Raw genomic sequence first — 23,701 nt, forward strand, 5'->3', positions numbered from 1 at the left:
ATGTCACTTCTCGAAGTCAACCACCTCGACGTGCGCTTCGCGCTGCGCCGCGGCGATGTCCAGGCCCTGCGCGACGTCTGCTTCAGCCTGGATCGCGGCGAGCGCTTAGGGATCGTCGGCGAGTCCGGCGCCGGCAAGTCCGTGGCCGCCTTCAGCCTGCTCAACCTGATCGCCAAGCCCGGCTACATCGCCGGCGGCAGCATCGCGTTCGACGGCCAGGAGCTGATCGGCCTCTCCGATCGCGCCCTGCGCCGCATCCGCGGGCATCGCATCTCGATGATCTTCCAGGACCCGATGATGACGCTCAATCCGGTGCTCACCATCGGCGAGCAGATGGTCGAGTGCCTGAAGGCCCACCGGCGCATCTCGACCCGCGACGCCCGGGCGATCTCGCTGCGCAAGCTCGAGCAGGTGCAGATCCCCTCGCCCGAGGCGCGCCTGGACCAGTATCCCCACGAGCTGTCCGGCGGCATGCGTCAGCGGGTGATCATCGCCATCGCCCTGCTGCTCGACCCGGACATCATCATCGCCGACGAGCCCACCACGGCGCTGGACGTGACCATCCAGGCCGAGATCATGGCGCTGCTGCTGGAACTGTGCGAGGAGCACAACGTCGGGCTGGTGCTGATCACCCACGACCTGGGCGTGGTCAGCCAGGTCACTCAGCGCATGCTGGTGATGTACGCCGGCCGCGTGATCGAGCAGGGCCCGACCCGCGAGATCATCAACGATCCGCAGCACCCCTACACCCAGGGCCTGCTCAATGCCCTGCCGCAGATGGCCACCCCCGGCGAGCGGCTCAACCAGATCCCCGGCAGCATGCCGTCGCTCAGCCACCTGCCGAGCGGCTGTGCCTTCCATCCGCGCTGCGGCTTCGTCACCCGGCCCGACGGCTCGCGTCGCCAGGCCTGCGTCGACGAGGTGCCCGCCTTCGTCGCCTCGGGCAACTGCCAGGCGGCCTGCCACATGGTCGCCGAGATGATCGAACGCGAACGCATTCCGGCCGAGGAGCAAGACTCATGACCACCGCCTCTCTTTCCACCCCAGGCGCCTCCACGGCCGCGTCTACTGCTTCGAGGGACGTCGGCGCCACTGCGCCGCAAACGGCCGAGCCACTGCTGTCGATCCGCGGGCTGGAGAAGCGCTTCTCGCTCTCCGGTGACTTTCTCGAACAGCTCAAGTTCAAGGGCGGCAAGCTGGTGCGCGAGCAGAAGCACGTGCACGCCATCAACGGCGTCGACCTGGATATCCAGCGCGGCGAGGCGCTGTGCGTGGTCGGCGAGTCCGGCTGCGGCAAGTCCACCGTGGCGCGTACCGTGATGGGCCTGATCACCCCCAGCGCCGGTGAGATCCGCTACGACGGCGAGCGCATCGACGACCGCTCGACCAAGGAACTGCTGCCCTTCCGCCGGCGCATGCAGATGATCTTCCAGAACCCCTATGCGTCGCTGAACCCGCGCATGACCATCCAGCAGACCCTGGAGGAGCCGATCCGCCTGCACCATCCGGACTGGTCGCCGGCCAAGGTCAAGGACAAGGTCGCCGAGGTGATGAACGCGGTGGGCATCGCGCCGGACTGGGGCGCGCGCTACGGCCACGAGTTCTCCGGCGGTCAGCGTCAGCGCATCGCCATCGCCCGGGCGCTGGCCGTGGACCCGGAGTTCATCGTCGCCGACGAGCCGATCTCGGCGCTCGACGTCTCGATCCAGGCTCAGGTGCTCAACCTGCTGATGGAGGCCCAGCAGCAGCGCAACCTGACCTACCTGTTCATCACCCACGACCTGGCCGTGGTCGAGCACTTCGGCACCCGGGTGGCGGTGATGTACCTGGGGCGGGTGTGCGAGGTGGCGCCCACGGCGACGCTGTTCGCCACGCCGCGGCATCCCTACACCCAGGCGCTGATGTCGGCGATTCCCCGGCTCGAGGACGACCGCCCCCAGCACATTCGCCTGCAGGGCGAGGTGCCCACGCCGGTGAACCTGCCGTCGGGCTGCGTCTTCCACGGCCGCTGCCCGCACGCCAACGCGCGCTGCCGCGAGGAAGTGCCGGCGCTGATCGCCACCGACCAAGGCGGGCAGGTGGCCTGTCATGGGGTCGAAGAAGGCCGGCTTTAAGTGGCTGAACGGGGATGATGCCGGGAGCCAGGCGTAGCGAGGGTCCTGCGCCAGGGGTGAGGAGCACTGCTCCGAACGGGCTGGCCATGGATGGCCAGCACTGGCTCTGCCAGCGGCGCAGGATGCGAAAGAGCCGCAGGGCGTCGGTAGCGCCCAGGGAAGGGTTCACAGTGCCCTCGTGGTGGTCCGACACTTCGGGGCGGGCTTCCGGCTGCTCCAGCCCAGCCCGCTTGTTCCGGCCACACCTGACCATCTGGTCGAATAACGCTAACCTGAGTAGACTCCCCGGCCCTGGCGCTCCGGCACAAGGAACACTATGGAATTACGCTGGCTGGAAGACTTCATCGCCCTGGCGCGCACGCGCCATTTCTCGCGGGCGGCGGAGACCCAGAACGTGACCCAGCCGACCTTCTCGCGCCGCATCAAGCTGCTCGAGGAGGAGATGGGCACCACCCTGATCAATCGTCAGACCCTGCCGCTGTCGCTGACGCCCGCCGGCGAGGAGTTCCTGGCCCTGTGCCAGGACGTCACCCGGCGGGTCGCCACCACCCGGGAGCGCCTCGGCCAGCTGGCCGAGGCCGACGCCAGCCGGCTGCGCCTGGCCGCGCCCCAGAGCCTGCTGGCCAACTTCCTGCCGGAATGGCTGGCCGGCTTCGATCCGACGCCGCCGGTAACGCCCTACCTGCGCGCCACCGGCTGGCTGGCCGACGACTATTTCCGGGCCCTGGCGCGCCACGAGTGCGATCTGACGCTATGCTACTGGCCCGCTCCGCCCCATACGCTGCCGCTCGAGTCCGAGGGGCTCGAGGCGGTGGTGCTCGGCCGCGAGCGGCTGGTGCCGGTATCGCTGCCCGACGCCGAGGGCCGTCCGCGCTTCTCGCTCGAGGACCATGGTCGCCGCCCGCTGCCGCTGATCGCCTATCATCCGCGCGGGGTGATCGATCAGTGCATTCGCGCGCATCTGCAGGGGCTCGGCGAGATGCCGACCTTCAGCGTGCTGCACGAGAGCATCCAGAGCGGCAATATCCGCGAGCTGGTCGGTCTGGGCTATGGGCTCGGCTGGCTGCCGGCACGCTCGATCCAGAGCGCGCTGGCCTCCGGCGGCCTGGTGCCGGCCGGCGGCACGCGCTGGCAGGTGCCGCTGGAGATTCGTCTCTATCGCCATCGCGACAATCCGCATCCGGCGGTGGACGCGCTGTGGCAGCGGATCGAAGACTCCCGGGCCGACGTCACATGACGCCGGGACGCCATGCGGCGCTCTTCCGGCCTCCGGCGGGGCTGGCCAATCGCCACGTGCAGACCCTGCTCCCGCGGATGCTGCCGGCGCCCTCCCCGGCGCTGACCTGGGAGACGCTGGCGCTGCCCGACGGCGATATCGTCGAGCTCAGCTGGGTGACGCCGGGGCCGCCTGACGCGAAGGCCCCGCTGTTCGTGCTGTTCCACGGGCTGGAGGGCTCGGTGGACTCGCCCTATGCTCGGCAGCTGCTGACGGCCGCCGCCGAGCGCGGTCATCGCGCCCTGCTGATGCATTTTCGCGGCTGTGGGCGCTCTCCCAACCGTCGCCCCCGCGCCTATCACAGTGGCGACACCGCCGATGCCCACTGGCTGCTGGGCGAACTCGCCCGGCGCTACCCGCAGGCGGCGCGCCTCGCCTGCGGGGTCTCGCTGGGGGCCAACATGCTGCTCAAGCTGGTGGCCGAGGACGAAGCTCGCGGCGATCACACGCTGAAGGCGGCGATCGCCATCGCCCCGCCGGTGGACCTCGCGGCCAGCGCCGACGCCCTGGAACGCGGCTTCGCGCGGGTCTATCAGCGCCATCTGCTCGGGGCGCTGAAGGCGAAGGTGGCGCCGAGGCTCGCGGCCGGCGAACTGCCGCTGGCGCTGTCGTCCCGAGAGCTCGCCGGCCTGCGCACCCTGCGTGCCTACGACGATGCGGTGACCGCGCCGCTGCACGGCTTCGACGGCGCCGCCGACTACTATCGCCGCGCCTCGGCCGGGCCGCTGCTGAGCGGCATTCATCGCCCGACGCTGATCCTCCACGCCGAGGACGACCCCTTTATGCCGCCAGGCCTTTTCGACGATCTCGAACTCGGTGTCGGCATCCGCCTGGAAGCGGCCCGCCACGGCGGCCATGTGGGCTTCATCGAGCGCCGTGACGGGCGGCTTGCGAGCTGGCTGGCGCGCCGCGTCGGCGACCAGCTCGAACGCTGGGCCGACACGTTACCGTCGGAGCGCGACGCGTTCAGCCGATCGGGCAGCTGACGCCGGTGCCCTTGAGACCGCAGTAGCCGTCGGGCTTCTTGTCGAGGTACTGCTGGTGATATTCCTCGGCGTAATAGAAGGTCTCGAGCGGCTCGATGGTGGTGATCATCGGGCCGCGTCCGGTCTGCGCCAGGGCCTCGTCGTAGGCCGCACGGCTGTGCTCGGCGATCTCGCGCTGCATCTCGTCGGTGACCAGGATGATCGAGCGATACTGGGGCCCGATGTCGTTGCCCTGACGATTGCCCTGGGTCGGATCATGGGCCTCCCAGAAGTGGCGCAGCAGGGTCTCCAGGCTCGTCACCGCGGGATCGAAGACGACCCGCACCACCTCGGCGTGGCCGGTGCGGCCGGTGCAGGTCTCCTCGTAGGTGGGATTCGGCGTCACGCCGCCGGCGTAGCCCACCGCGGTCACGTATACGCCGGGCAGCTGCCAGAACAGCCGCTCGGCGCCCCAGAAGCAGCCCAGTCCGAGCACGATCTCCTGCATGCCCGCCGGCCACGGCGGCGTCATGTCGTGCCCGCTCACGGTGTGGCGGCCGCTGATCGTCAGCGGCGTGTCGCGGCCCTCCGGGGCATACAGCGGTGAAGTGGTCATCTCGATGCTCCTGTTGCGTGTCTGGCTCATTGCGTCACCGCCGGGGGATCGCCCGGCAGGCTGAAGGTGTAGATCAGGTCGACCGCCTGGGAGGCGCCGGACACCGCCTCCAGGTAGAGGTCGCGCCATAGCTTGTAGCGCAGCGTCAGCTCGGCGATCGGCGAGAAGACGCCGACACCGTAACCGACGCTCAGGCGGTCGGTGAGGTTCCCGGTCACCACCACCTGGCTCTCGTCGCCGCTGCCGGCGGTATCCAGGCTCAGATCGTCGATGCCGAAGGCCTCGCCGATGCTGCCCACGGCGCCGCCGGCCTGGCCAAGGGTGACGCCGATCAGCGCCGAGGTCAGGGCGCCGTCGGCGCCGCTGCTGTCGTCCGGGGCGCGGCCGCGCAGCGCATAGGAAAGCGCCCGGGCCTCGTCCATGGACGGCTCGGAGAAGATCTCCAGGCTGGGATTGGCCGCCGGGCCGCTGACCCGAAGGCCGGCGATCACGTCGTCCTCGGTGTTGTCCGGATTGCGGATCGCCTCGAAGTCGAGCAGCGGCTGGCCGGGCGGGCCGCTGAAGTAGAGGATGCCCTGGCGGATGATCAGGTCCTGACCGAAGGCCCGGAAGCGGCCGTCTTCCAGGTTGACGTTGCCGAACAGCTGCACCGGGCCGTCGGACTGGGCGACTTGCAGGTCGCCGGCCAGCTTGGTCTCCAGGCCGTAGGCCTCGAGGCGCATGTCCGGGCCCAGCACCAGGTCCACCTGGACGTCCAGCGCCATGCCGGCCTTCTGCATGGCCTCGGCGGTGCCTGTCCCGGGTTCGCCGGCGGCAGCGCTGCGATCGGCGGCCTCGGCCTCCTCGCGGGTGACGATCACCTCGTCCGGGCTCGGCGACACCGCCGAGGGCGGCACCTTGCCGACCTCGAGCCGCGCCCAGGGCACGGCGACCTCGCCGCGCACCTGCAGTCGCTCCGGATTGGCGCGGATCCTCAGGTCAGGGGCGATGTGCAGCCGGCCGAAGCCCGGCATCGCCACCAGCAGCGGCGCCTCGCGGCCTTCCAGGTTCAGCGCGGCCCGCCACGCCCGCGACGAGGGCCAGCTGGCATCGCCGGTGATGTTCATGCGGCCCTCTTCGCTGGTGACATAGCCATTGATGTCGGCGCTGTCGCCAGCAAGGTCGACCGCCAGCTGGCCGTCGGTCACCGATAGCGGCAGGCCGAGCCCCTCGGCGCGCAGGCCGGCGAGTTCCAGGCGTCCATCCAGGCGCGGCCGGTCGCGGTCGCCGCCGATATCGATGGCACCGGCGAGCGCGCCGTCCAGCGTATCCAGATCGGCCACCAGCGGCCGGTAAGGGGCCAGCTGCACGTCGTCGACCCTGAAGCGCCCATCCAGACGGCCCGCGCCCATGGGATCCCCGATGCCCAGGTCGAGGCGCAGCGCGCCCTGGTCGCCGAAGCGCAGTCTCAGGCCGAGGTCGGCGCGGGCCTGATCGGCGTCGAGGGTGACAGAGAGTTCGGTGCCGGGCACCGACCACGGCTGGCCGTAGGCATCCTCGCCATTGATCTTGACCCGGCTGTCGAGATTGGCACGTGCCTGCCAGGCGCCGCCGCCTTGCGACCATGCGGCGACCAGGTCGCCCTCGGTGGCACCATCGATGCGCCATCCCGGCGGCAGGGCGTCGTTGATCAGATCCATCGGCAGCTCGCGAATGGCGAGTTCGGCGCGGCCGCGGTCCGGCGACGCCGACAGCGGCGCCGTGAGGCACAGCCCGCCGCCCTCGGCGCGGGTCAGGCAGAACGGCTCGACCTCCACGGCGCCGGCCGTCAGGTCGGCATCGAAGGCCAGCGCCTCGTCCAGACCGAGGCGGCCGTAGGCGGTGTCGGCCTCCAGCGGCGTCAACCGCCCGCGATAGTGTTCACGAGCCTGATCGAGGGCGCCCTCCAGGGCCAGGCTCAGCGACGACAGCGGCCCATCGGGATCGCCCTGCACGTCGAGGGTCAGGCGATGTTCGGAGAGCCGGCCGTCGAGGGCCAGCGCAATGGCATCGAAGGCCTGGCCGCCGGCCGCGACGTCGTCGGCGTCCAGGCTCACGTCGAGGCTGGGATCGTCGAGACCTTCGACCTTGCCCGTCAGGCGCAGCCGGGCGAGGCGGTTGCCGCCGAAGGCCAGCCGATTGCCGTTCAGGGCCAGCGACAGCTGCGGCTGCTCGAAGCTGCCGCTGGCGTCGATGTCGCCGGACAGCGCCCCGGCGAGGCCGGGATAGAGGGTGTCCAGGTGCGGCATGTCGAGCTGGGCATCCAGGTTCAGCTGGCTCGGCGCGACCTGGCCCGAGGCGTCCAGGCGATTGTCGCCCTGGCGCAGGCTCAGCGAGGCGATGTCCCAGTTCATGTCGTGGTCGCCGGACAGCTGCCCCGACAGCGAGAATGGCTGATCGGCCAGCGTGCCGTCCACGGCCAGGGTCGGCACGCCGAGTCGCCAGCCGTCGGCGGTCTGGGAGAAGGCCAGCTGCAGTTTGCCGTCGAGGCGCCCGGCCAGGCCTTCGACGAAGGGTTCCGGGTCGAAGCCGTCGACGTCGAGCCGCGCCGATACCGACAGCGCGCGCGACCAGTCGACGCGCCCTTCGCTGGTCAGCGTGCCCTCGGGCGGCGTCAGCATCAGCGGCGCCCAGTCGAATCGCTGCAGGTTACCCTGGCCGTCCATCGCGATGTCGGTGCGCGGCAGCGACGGCCCCTGGGCGCTCAGCCCGAGGCTGAGCCGATAGTCGGTCAGCGACCCCTCGGCGTCGAGGTCGAGGTTCTCGACCTTCCACGGCTCGGCGGGGTCGGCCGTCTCGCCGGCGCTCGCGTCGGCGTTCGTTGCGTCCTCCGCCGGCGCCGCGGCCCCGGGCAGCGGCCACTGCAGCGCCTCGCTTTGCAGACGGGCGGAGAACGGCAGCGTTGGATCGAGGGCGTCGAGGTGCGCCTGGAGGCTGGCTGCCATGGGGCCGCTGGCGGTGAGCGAGACGCTGAGGTCGCGCAGGTCACCGGTCAGGGCCAGCTCGAGCCGCTGGCCGGCCAGCGCCGGCAGTCGTTCCGGCAGATAGAAGTCCGCGCCCAGATGGGCCTCGAGCGGATAATCGCCACTCAGCGTGACCTCGGCCTCGAGGGTGGCGTCGGCCTCGCGGGAGGCCACCGCCAGCGGATGGATGGTCACCGTCTGGTCGCGGGCGGTGACGCTGAGGTCGAGCCGGTCGATCACGTAGGCTTGGGGGCCTTCGAAGGCGGCATCTTCCAGGGTCAGGCTGGGCACGTTCACCGCCAGCGGCAGGGTGACATCCGGCAGCGTCAGCGGTTCGCGCTGGTCCAGCGGGAGGCTCTGGCTGTCGCGCACGCCGGCGGCGGTCGGGGCGACGCTGGCCGGCAGCGGCGAGCGCGCCGCCACGGCGGCGTCGATCGCCTGCGCGGTGAGTACCGGGGTGCTGCGTTCGGCCTCGCTCAGGGCGAGCTGGTTGCCCGGCGAGACCGAGGGCGTCAGTCGCAGTCCGACCAGGCGGGTCGGCGACAGGGTCAGGGCGCTGCCCTGGGCCTCGGCGCCGCTCTCGAAGTGCTGCCAGCGCAGCCGGGTGCCGTCGGCGAGGCGCACCTCGACGTCGTTCAGAGCCAGCTCGCGCAGGGCCAGCGGCAGCGGCAGCTGGATCGGCCCCGGCGGTCCACCAGCGCTCTCCTCGGGCGCGGGCTCATCGGCGGCCTCGCTCGCGCCGAGGCGTATGCGCGCCCCGTCCACGGCCAGCTTGTCCACGCACAGCCGGCCGTGCAGCAGGCAATCATCGGCCCAGGCGAGCTCGAAATTCGATACCGCGACGCTGGCCGGCCCGGCGGTCAGGCGCAGCCCCTCGATCTTCAGCGTGTCCAGCGGCGAACCCTCTACGCTCTCCACCTCGAGCAGTCCCAGCCGCTCGGCCTGGGCGAACAGGACGCCGGTGCCCCAGGGCGACAGGGCCAGGCCCAGCAGCAGCATGACCAGGCCGATCAGCCACAGCGGCAGCAGGATCAACAGCCGGGCCAGGGCCCAGCTCAGGCGACGCATTCTCACGGTGACGACTCTCGCAGCAGCGTCGGCCGGGGCACGGCGTGCCCTGGCCGACGGGGGTGAACGGTGACGATGAACGGCGTCTCGCTCAACGCTTGTCTTTCTCGACTCAGAATTCGGGACCGATGGCGAAGTGGATGCGGTAGGCATCGTCGCTGTCGAACGGATGGGCGACATCGAAGCGGATCGGTCCCACCGGCGATATCCAGCGCACACCGAGGCCGGCGCTGGTGTTCAGCTGCCGGGGCCACCAGTCGGTGAAGGCGTCGCCGGCGTCGACGAAGCTGGCCAGCCACCAGGCGCCGGTGATCCGACGCTGGGCCTCCACGCTGCCGACCAGGCGCTGCTTGCCGCCCACCAGCTTGCCGTCGCTGTTTTCCGGCGACAGGGTCTCGTAGCCGTAACCGCGCACGCTGGTATCGCCACCGGTGAAGAAGCGCAGCGACGGCGGAATGTCCTCGAAGTCGTCGGTGACGATGCTGCCGGCGCCGACGCGGCCGACGAAGCGATAGTCGTCGCCGAGGCTGCGAATCCACTGCGAGTCGGCGTTCAGGCGCAGGAACTCGGCGTCCGAGCCCCAGGCCTCGCTGGAGTACTGCACGCCGATCTGCTGGCGGTCGCCCCAGCGCGGGAAGGTCGGATTGCGCGAACGGGTGCGGGTCCAGCGCACGCCGGGATAGAGCAGCAGCACCTGGTTGTCCAGGTCGGCCTGGGTGAAGTCCTCGTAGGTGGTGCGCAGATAGATGATCTGCTCCCAGGCGTTGTCGAACTGCCAGCGACGGCCGAACTCGACGCTTGCCTCGAGGCTCTTGGTATCTTCGTTATCCTCGTTGCGCAGGCCGTACTGCAGGCGATAGCTGTCGCGCAGCGGATTCTCCAGCGGCATGTCGTAGACGCCGCTGAACTCCTGCTCGGCGCCGGAGAGATACAGGTCCTGATCGAGGCTGTGGCCGTAGCGGTTGACCCAGGGCTGATCCCAGGACAGCCGCATGCGGGGGCCGACGTCGGTGGCGACGCCGAGGCCGATCTCGAAGCGATGGCGGTCGGCCGGCGTCACGTTGACCTCGATCGGCACTTCGGGCACCGCCGGCGCCTGCAGTGCCTGAGCGGCCTCGAGCGCCTTGGCGCTGAGCCGCGGTGCGGGCGGCGGGCTCGGCGGCAGGCCCGTCACATCCAGCTGGTGGTAGAAGCCGAGCCTGGCCGGCGGCAACGCCAGGTCACCGACGCCGGCGTTCAGCAGCGGGCGCACGCTGACCGAGCCGAACCATTCGGTCTGGCCGAGGCGCTGGTTGAAGGTGGCGACATCCCTGGCCAGATAGGGCTTGCCCTCGTGAAACGGTTCCAGGGCCTCGAGCCGGTCGGTCTCGATGTGCTGGCCGTGGAAACGCACCGGGCCGAAGCGATAGCGCGGGCCGCTGTCGAGGGCCAGCGACAGCCGGGCGCTGTGCGCCCAGGGGCGGATCTCCATGCGGCGCTGGGTGAAGCGCCAGTCGAAGTAGCCGCGTTCCAGGGCCAGGCCGGAGAGCTTGCTGCGCAGGGCATCGAAGGGCGCGTGATGCAGCACCTCGCCTTCCTGCTGGGGATAGGCGTCGATGGCGTCCTTAAAGGGAGCATCGTCGGCGGCCTCGCCGGCCAGCCCGAAGTCGAGGCGCTCGATCCGCACCGGCTCGCCGGGATCGACATGGATCGTGACTTCCTCCGGCGTGTCGGGGTCGTCGAATGTGATGCGCAGCGTCGGCTCGTAGTAGCCGTAGACCTTCAGCGCGTCGCCGACCAGGCGACGCACCTCGGCTTCCAGGCGCTGAGGGGCGTACTGATCGGCCTCGAGGCTCTGGAGATAGGTTTCGACGTTGTCGGCCGGTTCGCCCTCGATGCCCTCGACGCTGGCCTTCATGGCCAGGGCTGGCCCGGCGGGCACCAGGCCGGCGAGCAGCAGGAAGGCCGCGAGGCGGCCGGCGAGTCGCTTGTCCATGGTGTCGACGTTTCCCCGACGTCCTGTCATTGCCGCAGGGCCTCGAGCTGGGCGTTCAGGGCCAGCTGGTACTGCCGCAGCTCCCGCAGCTCGGCCTGGGCGTCCTCGAGGCGCGCTTCGAGATCGGCAGCGCGTTCGCGCCCATCATCGCGCGATGCCGTCAGGCCTTCAACGTCGTCGGTGAGGCTCGCCAGAGTGTCGCGGACATCGTCCAGACGGCTGGTCAGGGCCTGCTGGCGATCGCCCAGGGCCGAGAGCCGCTCAACGTCACGCTGGCGAGCGCTTTCCAGTCCGGCCACGCGCTCGGTGAGCGCGGCCCGCCCCTGCTGCCCCGCCTTTTCCAGCGCATCCATCGAGGCGCGCACCGAGGCCAGCGTATCGCCGCGCACCTCGCCGTCCTCGGCCAGGGTGGCGACCCGCCCTTCGAGCTCGTCCTGGGCATCGGCCAGCGGCGCCAGACGTGCTTCCTGCCAGCCCGCCAGGCGCTGTTCGATGCTGGCGTTCAGGTCCTCTTCCAGGCCATCGAGCTCGTCGAGGCGCGACTGGATCTGCGACAGCCGGTCGCCGCGGCCATCGGAGGCGTCGAAACGGGCATGGACGTTGGAGATCTCGCCGCCGAGCCGGGTCAGGCGCTGTTCCAGGCGCTGACGCTCCATCCAGCCGGCGTAGGCCAGCCCGACCAGCGCGGCGATCAGCAGCAGAATCAACAGCCACAGCGGCCAGACGGCGGCCCGGCGTGGGGCCGGCGAACGATGATGCCCGGCCAGGCTGGCCTCCGGATCCGGCACGATCGGTCGCGGTTGCCGGCGGTCTTCCGGGCGCTCTGCCATGCTGGTCTCCTTACTCATTGCGTGTCCGTTGCGTATCGGCGTCCCGCCGGCGATATCGCCGGCACGCGACCCATGCCCGAGTGCCATGATCGGAATTGGCGGACCCCAGGCCGGGTGATATGATGCCGTGACCGTCTTGGTACAGCACACTGATAGTGTACGGTTTTTTATCGAGGGAGCGAACGGGGCGCGGCCGATTCGAGCCGTCAATGACCTTGCACTCCCCCAGCGCACTGGCACACCATGGGTCGCCGATCCATGACTAGCAACGAGGAGAAACGATAATGGCATTCGAACTGCCCGCACTGCCGTACGAGAAAAACGCCCTGGAGCCGCACATCTCCGCCGAGACTCTGGAGTACCACTACGGCAAGCACCACCAGGCCTACGTCACCAAGCTCAACGAGCTGACCGACGGCACCGAGAACGCCAACAAGTCCCTGGAAGAGATCATCAAGTCCTCCTCCGGCGGCCTGTTCAACCAGGCGGCTCAGGTCTGGAACCACACCTTCTACTGGCACTGCCTGTCCCCGAACGGCGGCGGTGAGCCGACCGGCGCCCTGGCCGAGGCCATCAACGCCAAGTTCGGTTCCTTCGAGGACTTCAAGAGCGCCTTCAACGCCAAGGCCGTCGGCAACTTCGGTTCCGGCTGGACCTGGCTGATCAAGACCGCCGACGGCGGCGTCGACATCGTCAACACCGACGACGCCGACACCCCGGTCGCCCACGGCCAGACCCCGCTGCTGACCATCGATGTGTGGGAGCACGCCTACTACATCGACTACCGCAACGCGCGTCCGAAGTACCTCGAGAACGTCTGGAACGTGCTGAACTGGGACTTCGTCGCCCAGAACTTCGCCTGATCCACAGCGGACTCGCGAACGACAACGGCCCCGCCATCTGGCGGGGCCGTTTAGTTTTTGAGCGCGCTGAATCCTGACCGGGGCTGTTTCGGCGACAGGTCTTCGCGAGGCGCTATGACCCCCTCCCTGGGCGCTTCTTTGGCCCAGCGGCACTCTCGCATCCTGCTCCGTTTGCAGGACCGGTGTTGGCCATCCGTGGCCAACCCGTTCGGCCAGGATAGCCTCACCCCTGGCCAAAACCCCCGCTACGACCTGTCCCCGACGCGCCTTTCTAGCCGCCAGACGCAGCAGCAAATCGAGCCGACTCAAGGATCGGCGCGGCGCCCGATGCCCCGATAGTGAAGCCCCATGTCGGCCACGTGGGCGGGATCGTAGATATTGCGCCCGTCCAGCAGCAGCCTGCCCTTCAGCCGCGACGCCAGCTGCGGCCAGTCCGGGTTCCAGTAGGTCTTCCACTCGGTGACCAGCATCAGGGCGTCGGCACCCTCGAGCGCCTCGTCCGGATCGCCGTCGAACAATTCCAGCAGCGGATGCTCGCCCAGCCGTTCGCGCAGCGCCTCGGTGGCGGCGGGATCGTGCAGCCGCACCCGCACGCCCTGGGCCCACAGCGAGCGCAGCAGGGTCAGCACCGGCGCATGGTCGATGCGTGCCGTGCCGGGCTTGAAGGCCGCGCCCCAGATGGCCACGGTCAGGCCTTCCAGTCGGCCGTGGTAGTGGGCCCACAGCTTGCGGAACAGCGTCTCCTTCTTCTGCTCGTTGATGTCGAGCACCTGGTCGAGCAGCGCCGAGTGGCGGCCGCTGGCCGACTGCACGTCGGCCAGGCGCATCAGGTCGCGGGAGAAGCTCGGGCCGCCGAAGCCACAGCCCGGATAGAGATACTCGTAGCCGATGCGGCTGTCGGCGCCCATGCCCTCGCGCACGTCCTCCACGTCCACCCCCAGGGTGTCGGCCAGCCCGGCGATCTCGTTCATGTAGCTGATGCGGGTGGCCAGCATGCCGTTGATCGCCAGCTTGGTCAGCTCGGCGGCGCGGCGCGGCATGCGCTGGAAGACCTCGCGGCGGCGATTGAAGGCGCGCAGCAGCTCGCGTACCTGGCGCTCGGCGTGGCGATCGTCGCAGCCCAGCAGCCAACGTGATGGACGAGTGAAGGTTTCCCACGCCCGGCCTTCCTCGAGCAGGTCGGCCAGTGCCACCGCGCGCCGGCCGTTGCCGAGACAGGCGGCCAGGCGGTCGGTCTCGCCGACCGGGAAGGTCGAGTTGTTGACCAGCACGGCGTCCGCGGTCAGCCGCGACGACAGCTCGGTAACGGTGGTGCGCCCTTGCTCGCGCTGCTCCGGCGACAGGGCCAGCCACAGCACCTCGAAATCGTCGCTCTCGAGCGCCTTGCCCTCGTCCAGCACGCTCAGGTGGCCGTGAGCCATCCCCTCTTCCAGGCGTGCCATCAGCTGGGGCTCGCTGGCCAGCCAGCTGCTTTTGGACAGCGTCGACCAGCCGGCGCTGGCGTGGGGCCACCAGGTCACCCGATGGCCGACCGAGGCCAGCGCCGCCGCCGCGGTGGCGGCGGCCAGCTCACTGCCGTGAACCAGAACGCGCATGGATCACTCCTCGCCGCTGTAGCGGGCCAGCAGCTCGCGGAAACCTTCGCCGTAGCGGGCATGGCGGCGACCGTAGGCGAGAATCGCCTCGAGGTAGCCCAGCTGGTGGCCGCAGTCGTAGGTGCGGCCGCGCATGCGCCAGGCGTCGACGCCGCTCTGCTGACGCAGGGTCTCGATGGCGTCGGTGAGCTGGATCTCGTTGCCGGCGCCGGGCGGCGTCTCGGCCAGCAGCGGGAAGATGGCGCCGGGCAGCGCATAGCGGCCGATCACCGCCAGGTCGGAGGGCGCCTCCTCGACCTTGGGTTTCTCGACCAGTCCGGCCAGGGCGCCGGCCTCACCGGCCGCAGGCGGCTCGCCCTCGGGGGCGACGATACCGTACTTGTAGACCAGCTCGTGAGGCACTTCCTCGACCATCAACTGGCTGCGACCGGTGGCATCGAAGGCCTCGATCATGCCGGCCAGGTCATTGCGCTCGAGGCCGTGGCCGTCGACCAGCACGTCGGGCAGCAGCACCGCGAAGGGCTCGTCGTCGCCGATCACCGGGCGGGCGCAGAGCACGGCGTGGCCGAGGCCCAGCGGCTCGGACTGGCGCACGCTGATGATGTTGACGTCTTCCGGCACGATCGAGCGCAGCTCCTCGAGCAGCTCGTGCTTACCCTTGGCCTCGAGGCTGGCCTCGAGCTCGAAATGCTTGTCAAAGTGGTTCTCGATGGCGATCTTGCTGCCGTGGGTCACCAGTACGATGTCGCGGATGCCGGCCTCGACGGCCTCCTGGACCACGTACTGGATCACCGGGCGGTCGACGATGGTGATCATCTCCTTGGGGATGGCCTTGGAGGCGGGCAGGCAGCGGGTGCCGAAACCGGCAACGGGCAGAACGGCCTTGCGAATCATGATGCGGTCCTTGTCTCGTGTCGCATGGAGCCCGGCGCCGCCGGGCATGGGCCGGGGCGTCGGGAACGAGTAGAATGGCATCATACCGAATCACGCCGAGCCCGCCACAGTGGCAGGTCGGCGACACCTACGGAGAGGACAGATGACGGCAAGCCAGTCGCAAGCGGAGAACGTCGACGCGGCGGAGATCGCCAAGTTCGAGGCCCTGGCCCATCGCTGGTGGGATACCGACGGCGAGTTCAAGCCGCTGCACGAGATCAATCCCCTGCGCCTCGACTTCATCGACGCCCGCGCCGGGCTGGCCGGCCATCGGGTGATCGACGTCGGCTGCGGCGGCGGCATCCTCGCCGAGGCCATGGCCCATCGCGGCGCCGAGGTCACCGGCATCGACCTGGGCGAGGCGCCGCTGGCGGTGGCCCGTCTGCACGCCGAGGAGACCGGCGCGAGCGTCGATTACCGCCAGATCAGCGTCGAGGCCATGGCCGAGGCCCATGCCGGCGAGTTCGACGTGGTCACCTGCCTGGAAATGCTCGAGCACGTGCCCGACCCCGCCTCGGTGATCCGCGCCTGCGCGCGGCTGGTCAAGCCCGGCGGCCAGGTGTTCTTCTCGACCATCAACCGCAATCCCAAGGCCTACGCCCTGGCCGTGGTCGGCGCCGAGTACCTGCTGCGGATGCTGCCGCGGGGCACTCATGACTATGCCAAGTTCATCCGTCCCTCGGAGCTCGCCGGCTGGTGCCGCGAGGCGGGCCTCACGGTCTGCGAGCAGAGCGGCCTGACCTACCAGCCGCTGACCCGCCGCTATCGTCTGTCGGCCACCGACGTGTCGGTGAACTACCTGATGCACTGCCGTCGGGAGGTGTCGTGAGTCGCGAATGGCCGACACCCGAGGCGCTGCTGTTCGATCTCGACGGCACCCTGGTGGACACCGCCCCGGATCTGGCGCGGGCCACCAACGCCCTGCGCGCGCACCACGGCCTGACGCCCCTGCCCTACCCGACCATCCGCGCCCAGGTCTCCAACGGCGGCAGCGCCCTGGTGACCCTGGCGCTGGGCCTCGAGCGCGAACACGTCGAACACGATGCCGCCCGCGCCTTCCTGCTGGACGCCTACGGCGAGGCGGTGGCGGTGGAGAGCCGCGTCTTTCCGCCGCTGGACCGGCTGCTGGACGAGTGGCGTGGTGCCGGCCGCCCGTGGGGCATCGTCACCAACAAGCCGCGGGCCTACGCCGCGCCGCTGGTCGAGGCCCTGGGCCTCGAGCCGGGGGCACTGCTGTGCGCCGATGACCTGCCGGTGAAGAAGCCCGATCCGGCGCCGCTGCTCGAGGCCGCGCGGCGCCTGGGCGTGACGCCCGGCGAGTGCTGGTACCTGGGTGATCATCACCGCGACATGCAGGCCGCCCGGGCCGCGGGCATGCCGGCGGTGGCGGTGGGCTATGGCTACATCACCGAGGACGACGATTATCGCCTGTGGCCGGCGGATTGCTGGTTCGAGACCGCCGAGGCGCTGACCGAGGCCCTGCTGCCGCTCGATCCCAAGCGTTGATGTCCCGTGGCGGCGACGCTCCCGAGACACGCGCCCAACCGCGTTCCGCGATCACGCCCCGACACGGTGCTCTACATGACACTCCATCCATACGACAAAGGGCCTTCCGCTGGGGAGGCCCTTGGTCGTTCCTGCCGTGCCATCGGACGCCGACGATCGTTGTCCGACGCTTATCGCCGGGGCGGCTGGGCGTCGAACCGCTCGCCGCTGTGGCCGCGGCTGTCCGGCCCCATCAGCCACAGATAGGTGGGCATGATCTCCTCCGGCGTGCGCAGCGTGCCCGGATCCTCCGCCGGATAGGCGGACTGGCGCATGGCGGTGCGCGTGGCGCCGGGATTCAGGGTGTTGATGCGCAGCGTGCCGAGGTGCTCCACCTCGTCGGCCAGCACTTCCATGAAGCCCTCGGTGGCAAACTTCGACACCGAATAGGCGCCCCAGTAGGCGCGCCCGCGGCGTCCCACCGAGGACGAGGTGAAGATCACCGAGGCGTCCGGCGAGGCCTCGAGCAGCGGCAGCAACGCCTGGGTCATCCAGATCGGACCGTTGATATTGACCTGCATCACCTGCTCCCACAGCGCCGGGTCGTACTGGGCGAAGGGCGTGATGCGGCCCAGCAGCCCGGCGTTGTGCAGGATGCCGTCCAGGCGCCCGAACTCCTTGCCCAGGGCCTCGGCCATGTCATGGAAGTCCTTGAGCGTCGCACCCTCGAAGTTGAGCGGGAAGATCGCCGGCTGCGGCAGCCCTTCCGACTCGATGGCATCGTAGACCGCCTCCAGCTTGGCGATGGTCCGGCCCAGCAGCACCACCGTGGCGCCGTGGCGGGCGTAGCTCAGGGCCGCGGCGCGGCCGATGCCGTCGCCCGCGCCGGTGACCAGGATCACCCGACCGTCGAGCAGCCCTCGCGGCGCCTCATAGTCGATCTTGCAGATCGTCATGCCCTACCTCCTGGAGCTAGTTGCCCGATTGACGCTGGAAGTCGGCGGCCAGGCTGGCGGCGCTGCTGTCGGGATACTCCTGCTGCACGCGGTCGAGCAGCGCCTTGCTGGCCTCCGGGTCCCCCTGGCGGGCCTTGAGCAGGCCCTGCTTGTAGAGGGTGTCCGGCACCTTGTTGCTGTCAGGGAAGTCGTCCAGCACATGCTGGAAGGCCGCGTCGGCGGCGTCGAGCTCGCCCTGGGCCGAATGCAGCTCGCCGAGCCAGTAGTGGGCGTTGGCGGTCAGCGAGCTGTCCGGATGCGCCTGCACGAAGGCCTCGAAGGCCTGGGTCGCGGCATCGAACTCGCGGGCCTGCACCTTGGCGAAGGCGGCCTGGTAGTCGGCGCGGGCGCCGGCGTCGTTGCCCGGCGAGCCGGCGCCGCCGGCGGCCTGCCCGGAGGTGGACGCCGAAGCCTCGCCGGCATTGTCGCCGCCGGCCACCTGCTCGGCCGCGGCGGCTCCGCTCCCGCCCGCCGCGCTGGCGGCGCCTGCCGAGAGGCGCTCGTCCAGGTCCATGTACTGCTGGCGGGTCTGGCGCTTCAGCTGTTCGAGCTGGTAGCGCAGCTCCTCGACCTGGCCGCGCAGCTGGCGCAGCTGCTGCTGGTTGCGCTGCATCTCGTTGAACAGCTCCAGGTTGCCCCCGGCGGGCTCGCGGGCGGCGGTCTGGTCATAGAAGCTGCTGGAGCCCGAGGCGGCGGTGAGATCCTCCACCACCGGCTGCTGGGCCAGCGCCGGAGCGGCCAGCAGGCCCAGCATGCCGGCGGCGGTCCAGGTTCTGAGACGGGGGCTCATCGCATTCTCCCTTGGCTATCGTGGTGCCGGATGCGGCGGTCTCAGTAGGCGAAGACCACGCGACGGTTCTGGGCGTAGGCTTCCTCGTTGCTGCCGCGGGCCGCCGGACGCTCCTCGCCGTAGCTGACGACCTCGACCTGGGACGGCGAGACGCCCTGCACGCTCAGGAAGCGCTTGACGGCATCGGCGCGACGCTCGCCGAGGGCCAGGTTGTACTCACGGGTGCCGCGTTCGTCGGTGTGGCCCTGCAGCACCACGCTGGCGCTGGGGTTGTTCTGCAGGAAGCGAGCGTGGGATTCGAGCACCGACTGGAACTCGGGGCGGATGGTGTCGCTGTCGTAGGCGAAGTAGATGGTACGGACCTCGGGAATCCGTGAGCCGGCCATCTGGCCGGCGCCCTCGCCGAGGCCGCTGCCGCTGACCTGGCCGGCACCGGCGGTGCCGGTTCCCGCGCCGCCGCCGCTGCCGGCGGTACCGGCCATGGACCCTTCCTGGGTGCCGCCGGTGCTGGAGCAGCCGGCCAGAACGGCCAGAGACATGGCGGCGATCAACGTACGGGCATAAGGCGTGAATTGCATCGTTCGACTCCTTTCCTTGTGGGACACATTCATTCAGTCGAGAAACGGGGACCAGGCGGGCTCGCGCACGTCGCCCTGGGCCGCGGGAAGGCGGAACGAGGCGCGGCCGTCCGCGGAGACGCCCCCCAGCACCCCCCTGCCGCCCTGCTGGGTGGCGAAGATTACCATGGTGCCGTTGGGCGCGACACTGGGCGATTCGGCCTGACGAGCGTCGCCGAGTTCGACCAGACGACCGCTCTCCAGGTCCTGCTTGGCGATCCGGTAGCCGTTGCTGCCGCGGTGGATCAGGAACAGGGATTCGCCGTCCGGGGCGAAGCGTGCCCGGGCATTGTAGTTGCCGGTGAAGGTGATGCGCTCGGGCGAGCCGCCGAGCGCCTGACGATAGATCTGCGGGCCGCCGCTGCGGTCCGAGGTGTAGATCAGGCCGTTGCCGTCCGGCGACCAGGCCGGCTCGGTCTCGATGCTCGGGCTGTTGGTGATGCGCTGCAGGTTCTGCGAGGCGATGTCCATGACATAGATCTCCGGCTGGCCGTCACGCGACAGCGCCATCGCCAGCTTGCGGCCGTCCGGCGACCAGGCCGGCGCGCTGTTGAGGCCCTCGAACGAGGTCAGGCGCACGCGGCGGCCGCTGGCCACCTGCTGAACGTAGATGCCCGGCCGGCCGGACTCGAAGGACACGTAGGCCAGCTTGCTGCCGTCCGGCGACCAGGCCGGTGACATGATCGGCTCGTCGGAGCTCAGCACCTGCTGGCTGTTGCGGCCATCGGCGTCGGCCACGAACAGCTGATAGGCGGTATTGTCGCCGACGCCCTGGGAGGTGACGTAGGCGATGCGGGTGGAGAAGGCGCCGCGAATGCCGGTGATCTCCTCGAAGATCTTGTCGCTGATGCGGTGGGCCGCGGCGCGCATCTGATCCTGGCCGGCGGTGATCACCTCACCGAGCATGCGCGACTCGCCGCTGACGTTCATCAGCTCGTACTGGATCTCGACGCCCCCGCCGGTGCGGCTGACGCGGCCGACCACCAGATAGCGCGTATCCAGGGCCTGCCAGTCGCCGAAGCTGACGTCGTCACCGCGGGTCGGCTTGGCGAACATCGCCTCGCGCGCCAGGGGCGCGAAGTAGCCGCTGCGCTCCAGGTCGTCGGAGATGATCCGGGCCACGTCCTGGGGCAGGTTCTCGCCTTGGGCGAACGGGACCACGGCAATCGGCGTGGCCTGCTCGTTGCCCTGGGTGATGTCGATGGTCAGGTCGGCCTGGGCCAGCGGCGCGCATATCAGCAGCGCGGCCACCAGCCAGGTAGTGATCAAGGCTCTCATCAGCGTATGTCCCCCGGTCGGAATCTGAGGTTGAATTCACGGTACTGGCGCTGCACCGATGCGGGCAGGTCGCGCAGCTCGGCGAAGGGTGCGGCGGTTTCCACCGCGCTCAGCGCCGAGCGGTCGAAGGCACTGTTGCCACTGCTACGACCGACGCTGGCGGCGAATAGCTCCCCGGACGGCCCCAGGCGAACCGATATCTCGGTCGTGGCACCGTCGGGCACGTTGGGCGGAATCGCCCAGGCCTGCTCCACCGCCTGGCGCACCAGGTTGATGAAGCCGTTGGCCGCCTGCTCCGCCTGCTTGGCGTTGGCCACGGCCTCGGACTCGCCGGCAATGGCCTGATCGAGGCTGTTCTGGGCCGCCTCGGCGGCGCGCCTGGCGGCGGCCTCGCGCTGCTTGCGGGCCTCTTCCTCGGCCTGGCGCTGACGCTCGGCTTCGCGCTGCTTGCGGGCCTCTTCCTCGGCCTGGCGCTGGCGTTCGGCTTCGGCTTCGCGCTGTTTGCGGGCTTCTTCCTCGGCCTGGCGCTGACGCTCGGCGTCGGCTTCGCGCTGTTTGCGAGCCTCTTCCTCGGCCTGGCGCTGGCGCTCGGCGTCGGCTTCGCGCTGTTTACGGGCCTCTTCCTCGGCCTGGCGCTGGCGTTCGGCTTCGGCCTCGCGCTGCTGGCGAGCCTCTTCCTGACGCTGTCGCTCGGCCTCCTGCCGAGCGGCCTGTTCGGCTCGGCGTTCGGCCTCTGCCGCCGCCTGTTCGGCGGCCTGGCGAGCCTGTTCGCGCTCGGCGGCGCGGGCCGCTTCCTCTTCCTGGCGCTGGGCCTCCGCTTCAGCGGCGGCCTGACGCTCCGCTTCCGCCTGGGCGGCGGCTTCGGCTTCCTGGCGCTGCTGTTTCGCCTTGGCCGCGGCACGAGCCTGTGCCTGCGCCTGCTGGGCCTGGTCGGTGGCGGTCTCGGCGCGCACCAGGGTCGCCTGGACGATGGCCTGGTTGGGCGGCTCCTGCTCGGCGCTGGGGAAGCGGATCACGCTGATGACCAACAGCCCCAGGTGCAGACCGACGGCGAGGATCAGCGGCAGCCCGTAGCCGACATGGCGGCGTTGTCTAGCCATGCATCCTCCTCAGGCGTCCCCGGGCGGGGGCTCGGAGATCAGCCCGACGTTGGCCACGCCCGACGTCTGCAGGGTGCTCATCAGGGTCACGATCTGGCCGTAGGCGACGTTGCGATCGCCGCGCACCAGCACCGGTGCTCCCGGATGACGCTCAAGCAGTACCTTGACCCGCTGGCCCAGCTCGTCGAGGGCGACCGCCGTGGTGTCGTCCGACAGGGTGATGAAGTACTGCCCGTCCTTGTCGACCGACACGATGATGCGTTCGTCGCTCTCCGTGTCCTCGATCGGCTCCGAGCTGACCTGGGGCAGGTCCACCTTGACGCCCTGGGTCAGCATCGGCGCGGTGATCATGAAGATCACCAGCAGCACCAGCATCACGTCGATGAAGGGCACGACGTTGATCTCGTTCATCGGCTTGCGCCGGCCCATGCGATTGAAGGGTCCGTGCATGGCGTGGCCCTCCTCAGCCGGCGGCGGATTCGCCGCGACCCTGCAGGTTGCGGTGCAGGATGGAATGGAACTCCTCGGCGAAGTCCTCGTACTTGCCCAGCAGGCGGCTGGATTCCGCCGACAGGCGGTTGTAGAAGATCACCGCGGGGATGGCCGCGAACAGGCCCATGGCGGTGGCGATCAGCGCCTCGGCGATCCACGGCGCCACGGTGCCGAGCGTGGCCTGCTGGGCCAGCGACAGCGACTGGAAGGAGCCCATGATGCCCCAAACGGTGCCGAACAGCCCGATATAGGGGCTGGACGAGGCCACGGTGGCCAGGAACACCAGGTGCAGGTTGAGGCGGTCCTCCTCGCGGGACCAGGCCACGCGCATGCTGCGCTGCACGCCGTCGAGGATCGCCTGGGGGCTCTGGGTCTTCGGCATCAGGCGATTGAACTCGCGGAAGCCGGCACGAAAGATGTGCTCGGCGCCCAGGGTCTCCTGCTCGGCGGGCGTCTCGCGGTACAGCTCGTTGAGGTCGACCCCGGACCAGAAGCGGTCCTCGAACTCGCGGTGGGCCTTGCGCGCGCGGCGCATCACGAAGGTGCGCTGGAAGATCACCACCCAGGACAGCAGCGAACCCAGCAGCAGCAGCAGCATCACCGCCTGGACCACGCCGCTGGCGTTCATGATCAGGTGGGGAATGGACATGGCGTCGTTCACGGGAATCCTCGTCTCGTCGGAGTCAGTCTTGGGAAGGCGTCGGCGCCGGGGCGCGGTCGTCCGGGGCCAGGCCGAAGTGCTGCCAGGCCTGGCGGGTCACCACCCGGCCGCGGGCGGTGCGCATCATCAGCCCCTGCTGGATCAGGTAGGGCTCGATGACGTCCTCGATGGTGTCGCGCTCCTCGCCGATGGCCGCGGCCAGCGAGTCGACGCCCACCGGCCCGCCGTCGAACTTCTCGATCATCGCCAGCAACAGCCGGCGGTCCATGTGATCCAGGCCGTGATGATCGACGTGGAGCATGTTGAGCGCCTGGTCGGCGATCTCGGCGTCGATGCGTCCGCCGCCGCGCACCTCGGCGTAGTCGCGCACGCGGCGCAGCAGGCGGTTGGCGATGCGCGGGGTGCCGCGGGAGCGGCGTGCCACTTCCCGGGCGCCGGCGGCGTCGGCGGTCACGCCCAGCAGCCGCGCCGAGCGGGCGACGATCTCGCTGAGCTCGTCGATGGAGTAGAACTCCAGGCGCTGGACGATGCCGAAGCGATCGCGCAGCGGCGAGGTCAGCAGGCCCGCCCGGGTGGTGGCGCCGACCAGGGTGAAGGGCGGCAGGTCGAGCTTGATCGAGCGCGCCGCCGGCCCCTCGCCGATCACGATGTCGAGCTGGAAGTCCTCCATGGCGGGATAGAGGATCTCTTCCACCACCGCCGACAGGCGATGGATCTCGTCGATGAACAGCACGTCGCCGGGCTGCAGGTTGGTGAGCATGGCGGCGAGATCGCCGGCCCGCTCGAGCACCGGACCGGAGGTCGACTTCAGGCCGACACCCATCTCGGTGGCGATGATATTGGCGAGCGTGGTCTTGCCGAGCCCGGGCGGGCCGAACACCAGGGTGTGGTCGAGGCTCTCGTCGCGGCCGCGGGCGGCGTGGATGAAGATCTCCAGCTGCTCGCGGACCCGCGGCTGGCCGATGTAGTCGCCGAGCTGCTTGGGGCGAATGGCGTGGTCCAGATGGCCTTCGCCCTCGCGGTTCTCGGCGGCGATCAGGCGATCAGTTTCCAGCATCGGCTCCCTC

General features: G+C 69.9%; 21 protein-coding genes. 7 read left to right on the forward strand and 14 right to left on the reverse strand.

Translation table 11 applies throughout. The annotated features are described in order from the left end of the window. The 4 genes from MYL53_RS04030 (at nt 1) to MYL53_RS04045 (ending at nt 4,376) form a co-directional block, all read left to right on the forward strand. Nucleotides 1–1,023, forward strand: coding sequence for an ABC transporter ATP-binding protein (locus tag MYL53_RS04030; protein WP_247852129.1), 1,023 nt, complete (start codon nt 1–3; stop codon nt 1,021–1,023). Further along, nucleotides 1,020–2,114 carry an ABC transporter ATP-binding protein gene (locus MYL53_RS04035; RefSeq protein WP_247852130.1) on the forward strand — a complete coding sequence of 365 codons (1,095 nt, stop codon included), beginning with the start codon at nt 1,020–1,022 and terminating at the stop codon, nt 2,112–2,114. Before MYL53_RS04030 ends, MYL53_RS04035 begins: the two co-directional genes overlap by 4 nt. Nucleotides 2,115–2,430: 316 nt before the next feature. After that, nucleotides 2,431–3,351 carry a LysR family transcriptional regulator gene (locus tag MYL53_RS04040; RefSeq protein WP_247852131.1) on the forward strand — a complete coding sequence of 307 codons (921 nt, stop codon included), beginning with the start codon at nt 2,431–2,433 and terminating at the stop codon, nt 3,349–3,351. Beyond that, entirely contained in the window at nt 3,348–4,376 is a 1,029-nt protein-coding gene (locus MYL53_RS04045; RefSeq protein ID WP_247852132.1) for a hydrolase, read from the forward strand. Before MYL53_RS04040 ends, MYL53_RS04045 begins: the two co-directional genes overlap by 4 nt. On the opposite strand, the gene msrA is transcribed toward MYL53_RS04045, so the two are convergent. The 4 genes from msrA to MYL53_RS04065 all read right to left on the reverse strand — a co-directional run bounded on the left by msrA (nt 4,357) and on the right by MYL53_RS04065 (nt 11,825). Then, on the reverse strand, nt 4,357–4,971 hold the full coding sequence (gene msrA / locus MYL53_RS04050) for a peptide-methionine (S)-S-oxide reductase MsrA (protein WP_247852133.1): 615 nt from the start codon (nt 4,969–4,971) through the stop codon (nt 4,357–4,359). The two genes, MYL53_RS04045 and msrA, sit on opposite strands and share 20 nt — an antisense overlap. 26 nt (nt 4,972–4,997) lie before the next feature. Then, nucleotides 4,998–9,020, reverse strand: a complete 4,023-nt coding sequence (tamB, locus tag MYL53_RS04055; RefSeq protein ID WP_247852389.1) for an autotransporter assembly complex protein TamB — start codon at nt 9,018–9,020, stop codon at nt 4,998–5,000. A 112-nt stretch (nt 9,021–9,132) separates the two neighbouring features. Continuing rightward, the gene (gene tamA, locus MYL53_RS04060) at nt 9,133–10,995 is read right to left on the reverse strand and encodes an autotransporter assembly complex protein TamA (protein ID WP_247852134.1); all 1,863 of its coding nucleotides are present in this window, start codon (nt 10,993–10,995) and stop codon (nt 9,133–9,135) included. A gap of 26 nt (nt 10,996–11,021) precedes the next feature. Beyond that, nucleotides 11,022–11,825: a hypothetical protein gene (locus MYL53_RS04065; protein ID WP_247852135.1), complete on the reverse strand. Its 804-nt coding sequence runs from the start codon at nt 11,823–11,825 to the stop codon at nt 11,022–11,024. A 284-nt stretch (nt 11,826–12,109) separates the two neighbouring features. On the opposite strand from MYL53_RS04065, the gene MYL53_RS04070 reads away from it, so the two are divergent. Then, nucleotides 12,110–12,688: a superoxide dismutase gene (locus tag MYL53_RS04070; protein WP_247852136.1), complete on the forward strand. Its 579-nt coding sequence runs from the start codon at nt 12,110–12,112 to the stop codon at nt 12,686–12,688. A 305-nt stretch (nt 12,689–12,993) separates the two neighbouring features. On the opposite strand, the gene MYL53_RS04075 is transcribed toward MYL53_RS04070, so the two are convergent. Together MYL53_RS04075 and galU are read right to left on the reverse strand one after the other, a co-directional pair. Further along, complete coding sequence (locus tag MYL53_RS04075) at nt 12,994–14,283, reverse strand: nucleotide sugar dehydrogenase (RefSeq protein WP_247852137.1); 1,290 nt, start codon at nt 14,281–14,283, stop codon at nt 12,994–12,996. Nucleotides 14,284–14,286: 3 nt separating this feature from the next. Continuing rightward, a complete protein-coding gene (galU, locus tag MYL53_RS04080) occupies nt 14,287–15,177 on the reverse strand; it encodes a UTP--glucose-1-phosphate uridylyltransferase GalU (protein ID WP_247852138.1) in 891 nt (296 codons plus the stop codon). Nucleotides 15,178–15,319: 142 nt separating this feature from the next. Between galU and ubiG the strand changes: the two genes are divergently transcribed. Both ubiG and MYL53_RS04090 read left to right on the forward strand, forming a co-directional pair. Beyond that, nucleotides 15,320–16,045 carry a bifunctional 2-polyprenyl-6-hydroxyphenol methylase/3-demethylubiquinol 3-O-methyltransferase UbiG gene (ubiG, locus tag MYL53_RS04085; protein WP_247852139.1) on the forward strand — a complete coding sequence of 242 codons (726 nt, stop codon included), beginning with the start codon at nt 15,320–15,322 and terminating at the stop codon, nt 16,043–16,045. Further along, nucleotides 16,042–16,722, forward strand: a complete 681-nt coding sequence (locus tag MYL53_RS04090) for an HAD-IA family hydrolase (protein ID WP_247852140.1) — start codon at nt 16,042–16,044, stop codon at nt 16,720–16,722. The genes ubiG and MYL53_RS04090 overlap by 4 nt, the downstream gene beginning before the upstream one ends. Nucleotides 16,723–16,892: 170 nt before the next feature. On the opposite strand, the gene MYL53_RS04095 is transcribed toward MYL53_RS04090, so the two are convergent. From MYL53_RS04095 to ruvB, 8 genes are read right to left on the reverse strand one after another with little or no spacing between them, the layout of a single operon-like run. Continuing rightward, a complete protein-coding gene (locus MYL53_RS04095; RefSeq protein WP_247852141.1) occupies nt 16,893–17,657 on the reverse strand; it encodes a YciK family oxidoreductase in 765 nt (254 codons plus the stop codon). Between the two features lie 16 nt (nt 17,658–17,673). After that, nucleotides 17,674–18,486, reverse strand: coding sequence for a tol-pal system protein YbgF (ybgF, locus tag MYL53_RS04100; RefSeq protein WP_247852142.1), 813 nt, complete (start codon nt 18,484–18,486; stop codon nt 17,674–17,676). A gap of 41 nt (nt 18,487–18,527) precedes the next feature. Next, nucleotides 18,528–19,064, reverse strand: coding sequence for a peptidoglycan-associated lipoprotein Pal (gene pal / locus MYL53_RS04105; protein WP_247852143.1), 537 nt, complete (start codon nt 19,062–19,064; stop codon nt 18,528–18,530). A gap of 33 nt (nt 19,065–19,097) precedes the next feature. Beyond that, nucleotides 19,098–20,381, reverse strand: coding sequence for a Tol-Pal system beta propeller repeat protein TolB (gene tolB, locus MYL53_RS04110; RefSeq protein ID WP_247852144.1), 1,284 nt, complete (start codon nt 20,379–20,381; stop codon nt 19,098–19,100). Beyond that, nucleotides 20,381–21,481: a cell envelope integrity protein TolA gene (gene tolA / locus MYL53_RS04115; RefSeq protein WP_247852145.1), complete on the reverse strand. Its 1,101-nt coding sequence runs from the start codon at nt 21,479–21,481 to the stop codon at nt 20,381–20,383. Before tolA ends, tolB begins: the two co-directional genes overlap by 1 nt. A 9-nt stretch (nt 21,482–21,490) precedes the next feature. Beyond that, nucleotides 21,491–21,931: a protein TolR gene (gene tolR, locus MYL53_RS04120; protein WP_247852146.1), complete on the reverse strand. Its 441-nt coding sequence runs from the start codon at nt 21,929–21,931 to the stop codon at nt 21,491–21,493. 13 nt (nt 21,932–21,944) lie between these two features. Next, nucleotides 21,945–22,622, reverse strand: a complete 678-nt coding sequence (tolQ, locus tag MYL53_RS04125) for a protein TolQ (protein WP_282103413.1) — start codon at nt 22,620–22,622, stop codon at nt 21,945–21,947. 34 nt (nt 22,623–22,656) lie between these two features. Then, on the reverse strand, nt 22,657–23,691 hold the full coding sequence (gene ruvB / locus MYL53_RS04130; RefSeq protein WP_247852148.1) for a Holliday junction branch migration DNA helicase RuvB: 1,035 nt from the start codon (nt 23,689–23,691) through the stop codon (nt 22,657–22,659). Nucleotides 23,692–23,701: the final 10 nt, after the last annotated feature.

The organism is Halomonas getboli (assembly GCF_023094245.1).
Lineage (GTDB): Bacteria > Pseudomonadota > Gammaproteobacteria > Pseudomonadales > Halomonadaceae > Halomonas > Halomonas getboli.

Coding starts and splice junctions, on each gene's coding strand:
- MYL53_RS04030 (WP_247852129.1), top strand. CDS start 1: ATGTCACTTCTCGAAGTCAACCACCTCGACGTGCGCTTCGCGCTGCGC.
- MYL53_RS04035 (WP_247852130.1), top strand. CDS start 1,020: ATGACCACCGCCTCTCTTTCCACCCCAGGCGCCTCCACGGCCGCGTCT.
- MYL53_RS04040 (WP_247852131.1), top strand. CDS start 2,431: ATGGAATTACGCTGGCTGGAAGACTTCATCGCCCTGGCGCGCACGCGC.
- MYL53_RS04045 (WP_247852132.1), top strand. CDS start 3,348: ATGACGCCGGGACGCCATGCGGCGCTCTTCCGGCCTCCGGCGGGGCTG.
- msrA (WP_247852133.1), bottom strand. CDS start 4,971: ATGACCACTTCACCGCTGTATGCCCCGGAGGGCCGCGACACGCCGCTG.
- tamB (WP_247852389.1), bottom strand. CDS start 9,020: ATGCGTCGCCTGAGCTGGGCCCTGGCCCGGCTGTTGATCCTGCTGCCG.
- tamA (WP_247852134.1), bottom strand. CDS start 10,995: ATGGACAAGCGACTCGCCGGCCGCCTCGCGGCCTTCCTGCTGCTCGCC.
- MYL53_RS04065 (WP_247852135.1), bottom strand. CDS start 11,825: ATGGCAGAGCGCCCGGAAGACCGCCGGCAACCGCGACCGATCGTGCCG.
- MYL53_RS04070 (WP_247852136.1), top strand. CDS start 12,110: ATGGCATTCGAACTGCCCGCACTGCCGTACGAGAAAAACGCCCTGGAG.
- MYL53_RS04075 (WP_247852137.1), bottom strand. CDS start 14,283: ATGCGCGTTCTGGTTCACGGCAGTGAGCTGGCCGCCGCCACCGCGGCG.
- galU (WP_247852138.1), bottom strand. CDS start 15,177: ATGATTCGCAAGGCCGTTCTGCCCGTTGCCGGTTTCGGCACCCGCTGC.
- ubiG (WP_247852139.1), top strand. CDS start 15,320: ATGACGGCAAGCCAGTCGCAAGCGGAGAACGTCGACGCGGCGGAGATC.
- MYL53_RS04095 (WP_247852141.1), bottom strand. CDS start 17,657: ATGACGATCTGCAAGATCGACTATGAGGCGCCGCGAGGGCTGCTCGAC.
- ybgF (WP_247852142.1), bottom strand. CDS start 18,486: ATGAGCCCCCGTCTCAGAACCTGGACCGCCGCCGGCATGCTGGGCCTG.
- pal (WP_247852143.1), bottom strand. CDS start 19,064: ATGCAATTCACGCCTTATGCCCGTACGTTGATCGCCGCCATGTCTCTG.
- tolB (WP_247852144.1), bottom strand. CDS start 20,381: ATGAGAGCCTTGATCACTACCTGGCTGGTGGCCGCGCTGCTGATATGC.
- tolA (WP_247852145.1), bottom strand. CDS start 21,481: ATGGCTAGACAACGCCGCCATGTCGGCTACGGGCTGCCGCTGATCCTC.
- tolR (WP_247852146.1), bottom strand. CDS start 21,931: ATGCACGGACCCTTCAATCGCATGGGCCGGCGCAAGCCGATGAACGAG.
- tolQ (WP_282103413.1), bottom strand. CDS start 22,622: ATGTCCATTCCCCACCTGATCATGAACGCCAGCGGCGTGGTCCAGGCG.
- ruvB (WP_247852148.1), bottom strand. CDS start 23,691: ATGCTGGAAACTGATCGCCTGATCGCCGCCGAGAACCGCGAGGGCGAA.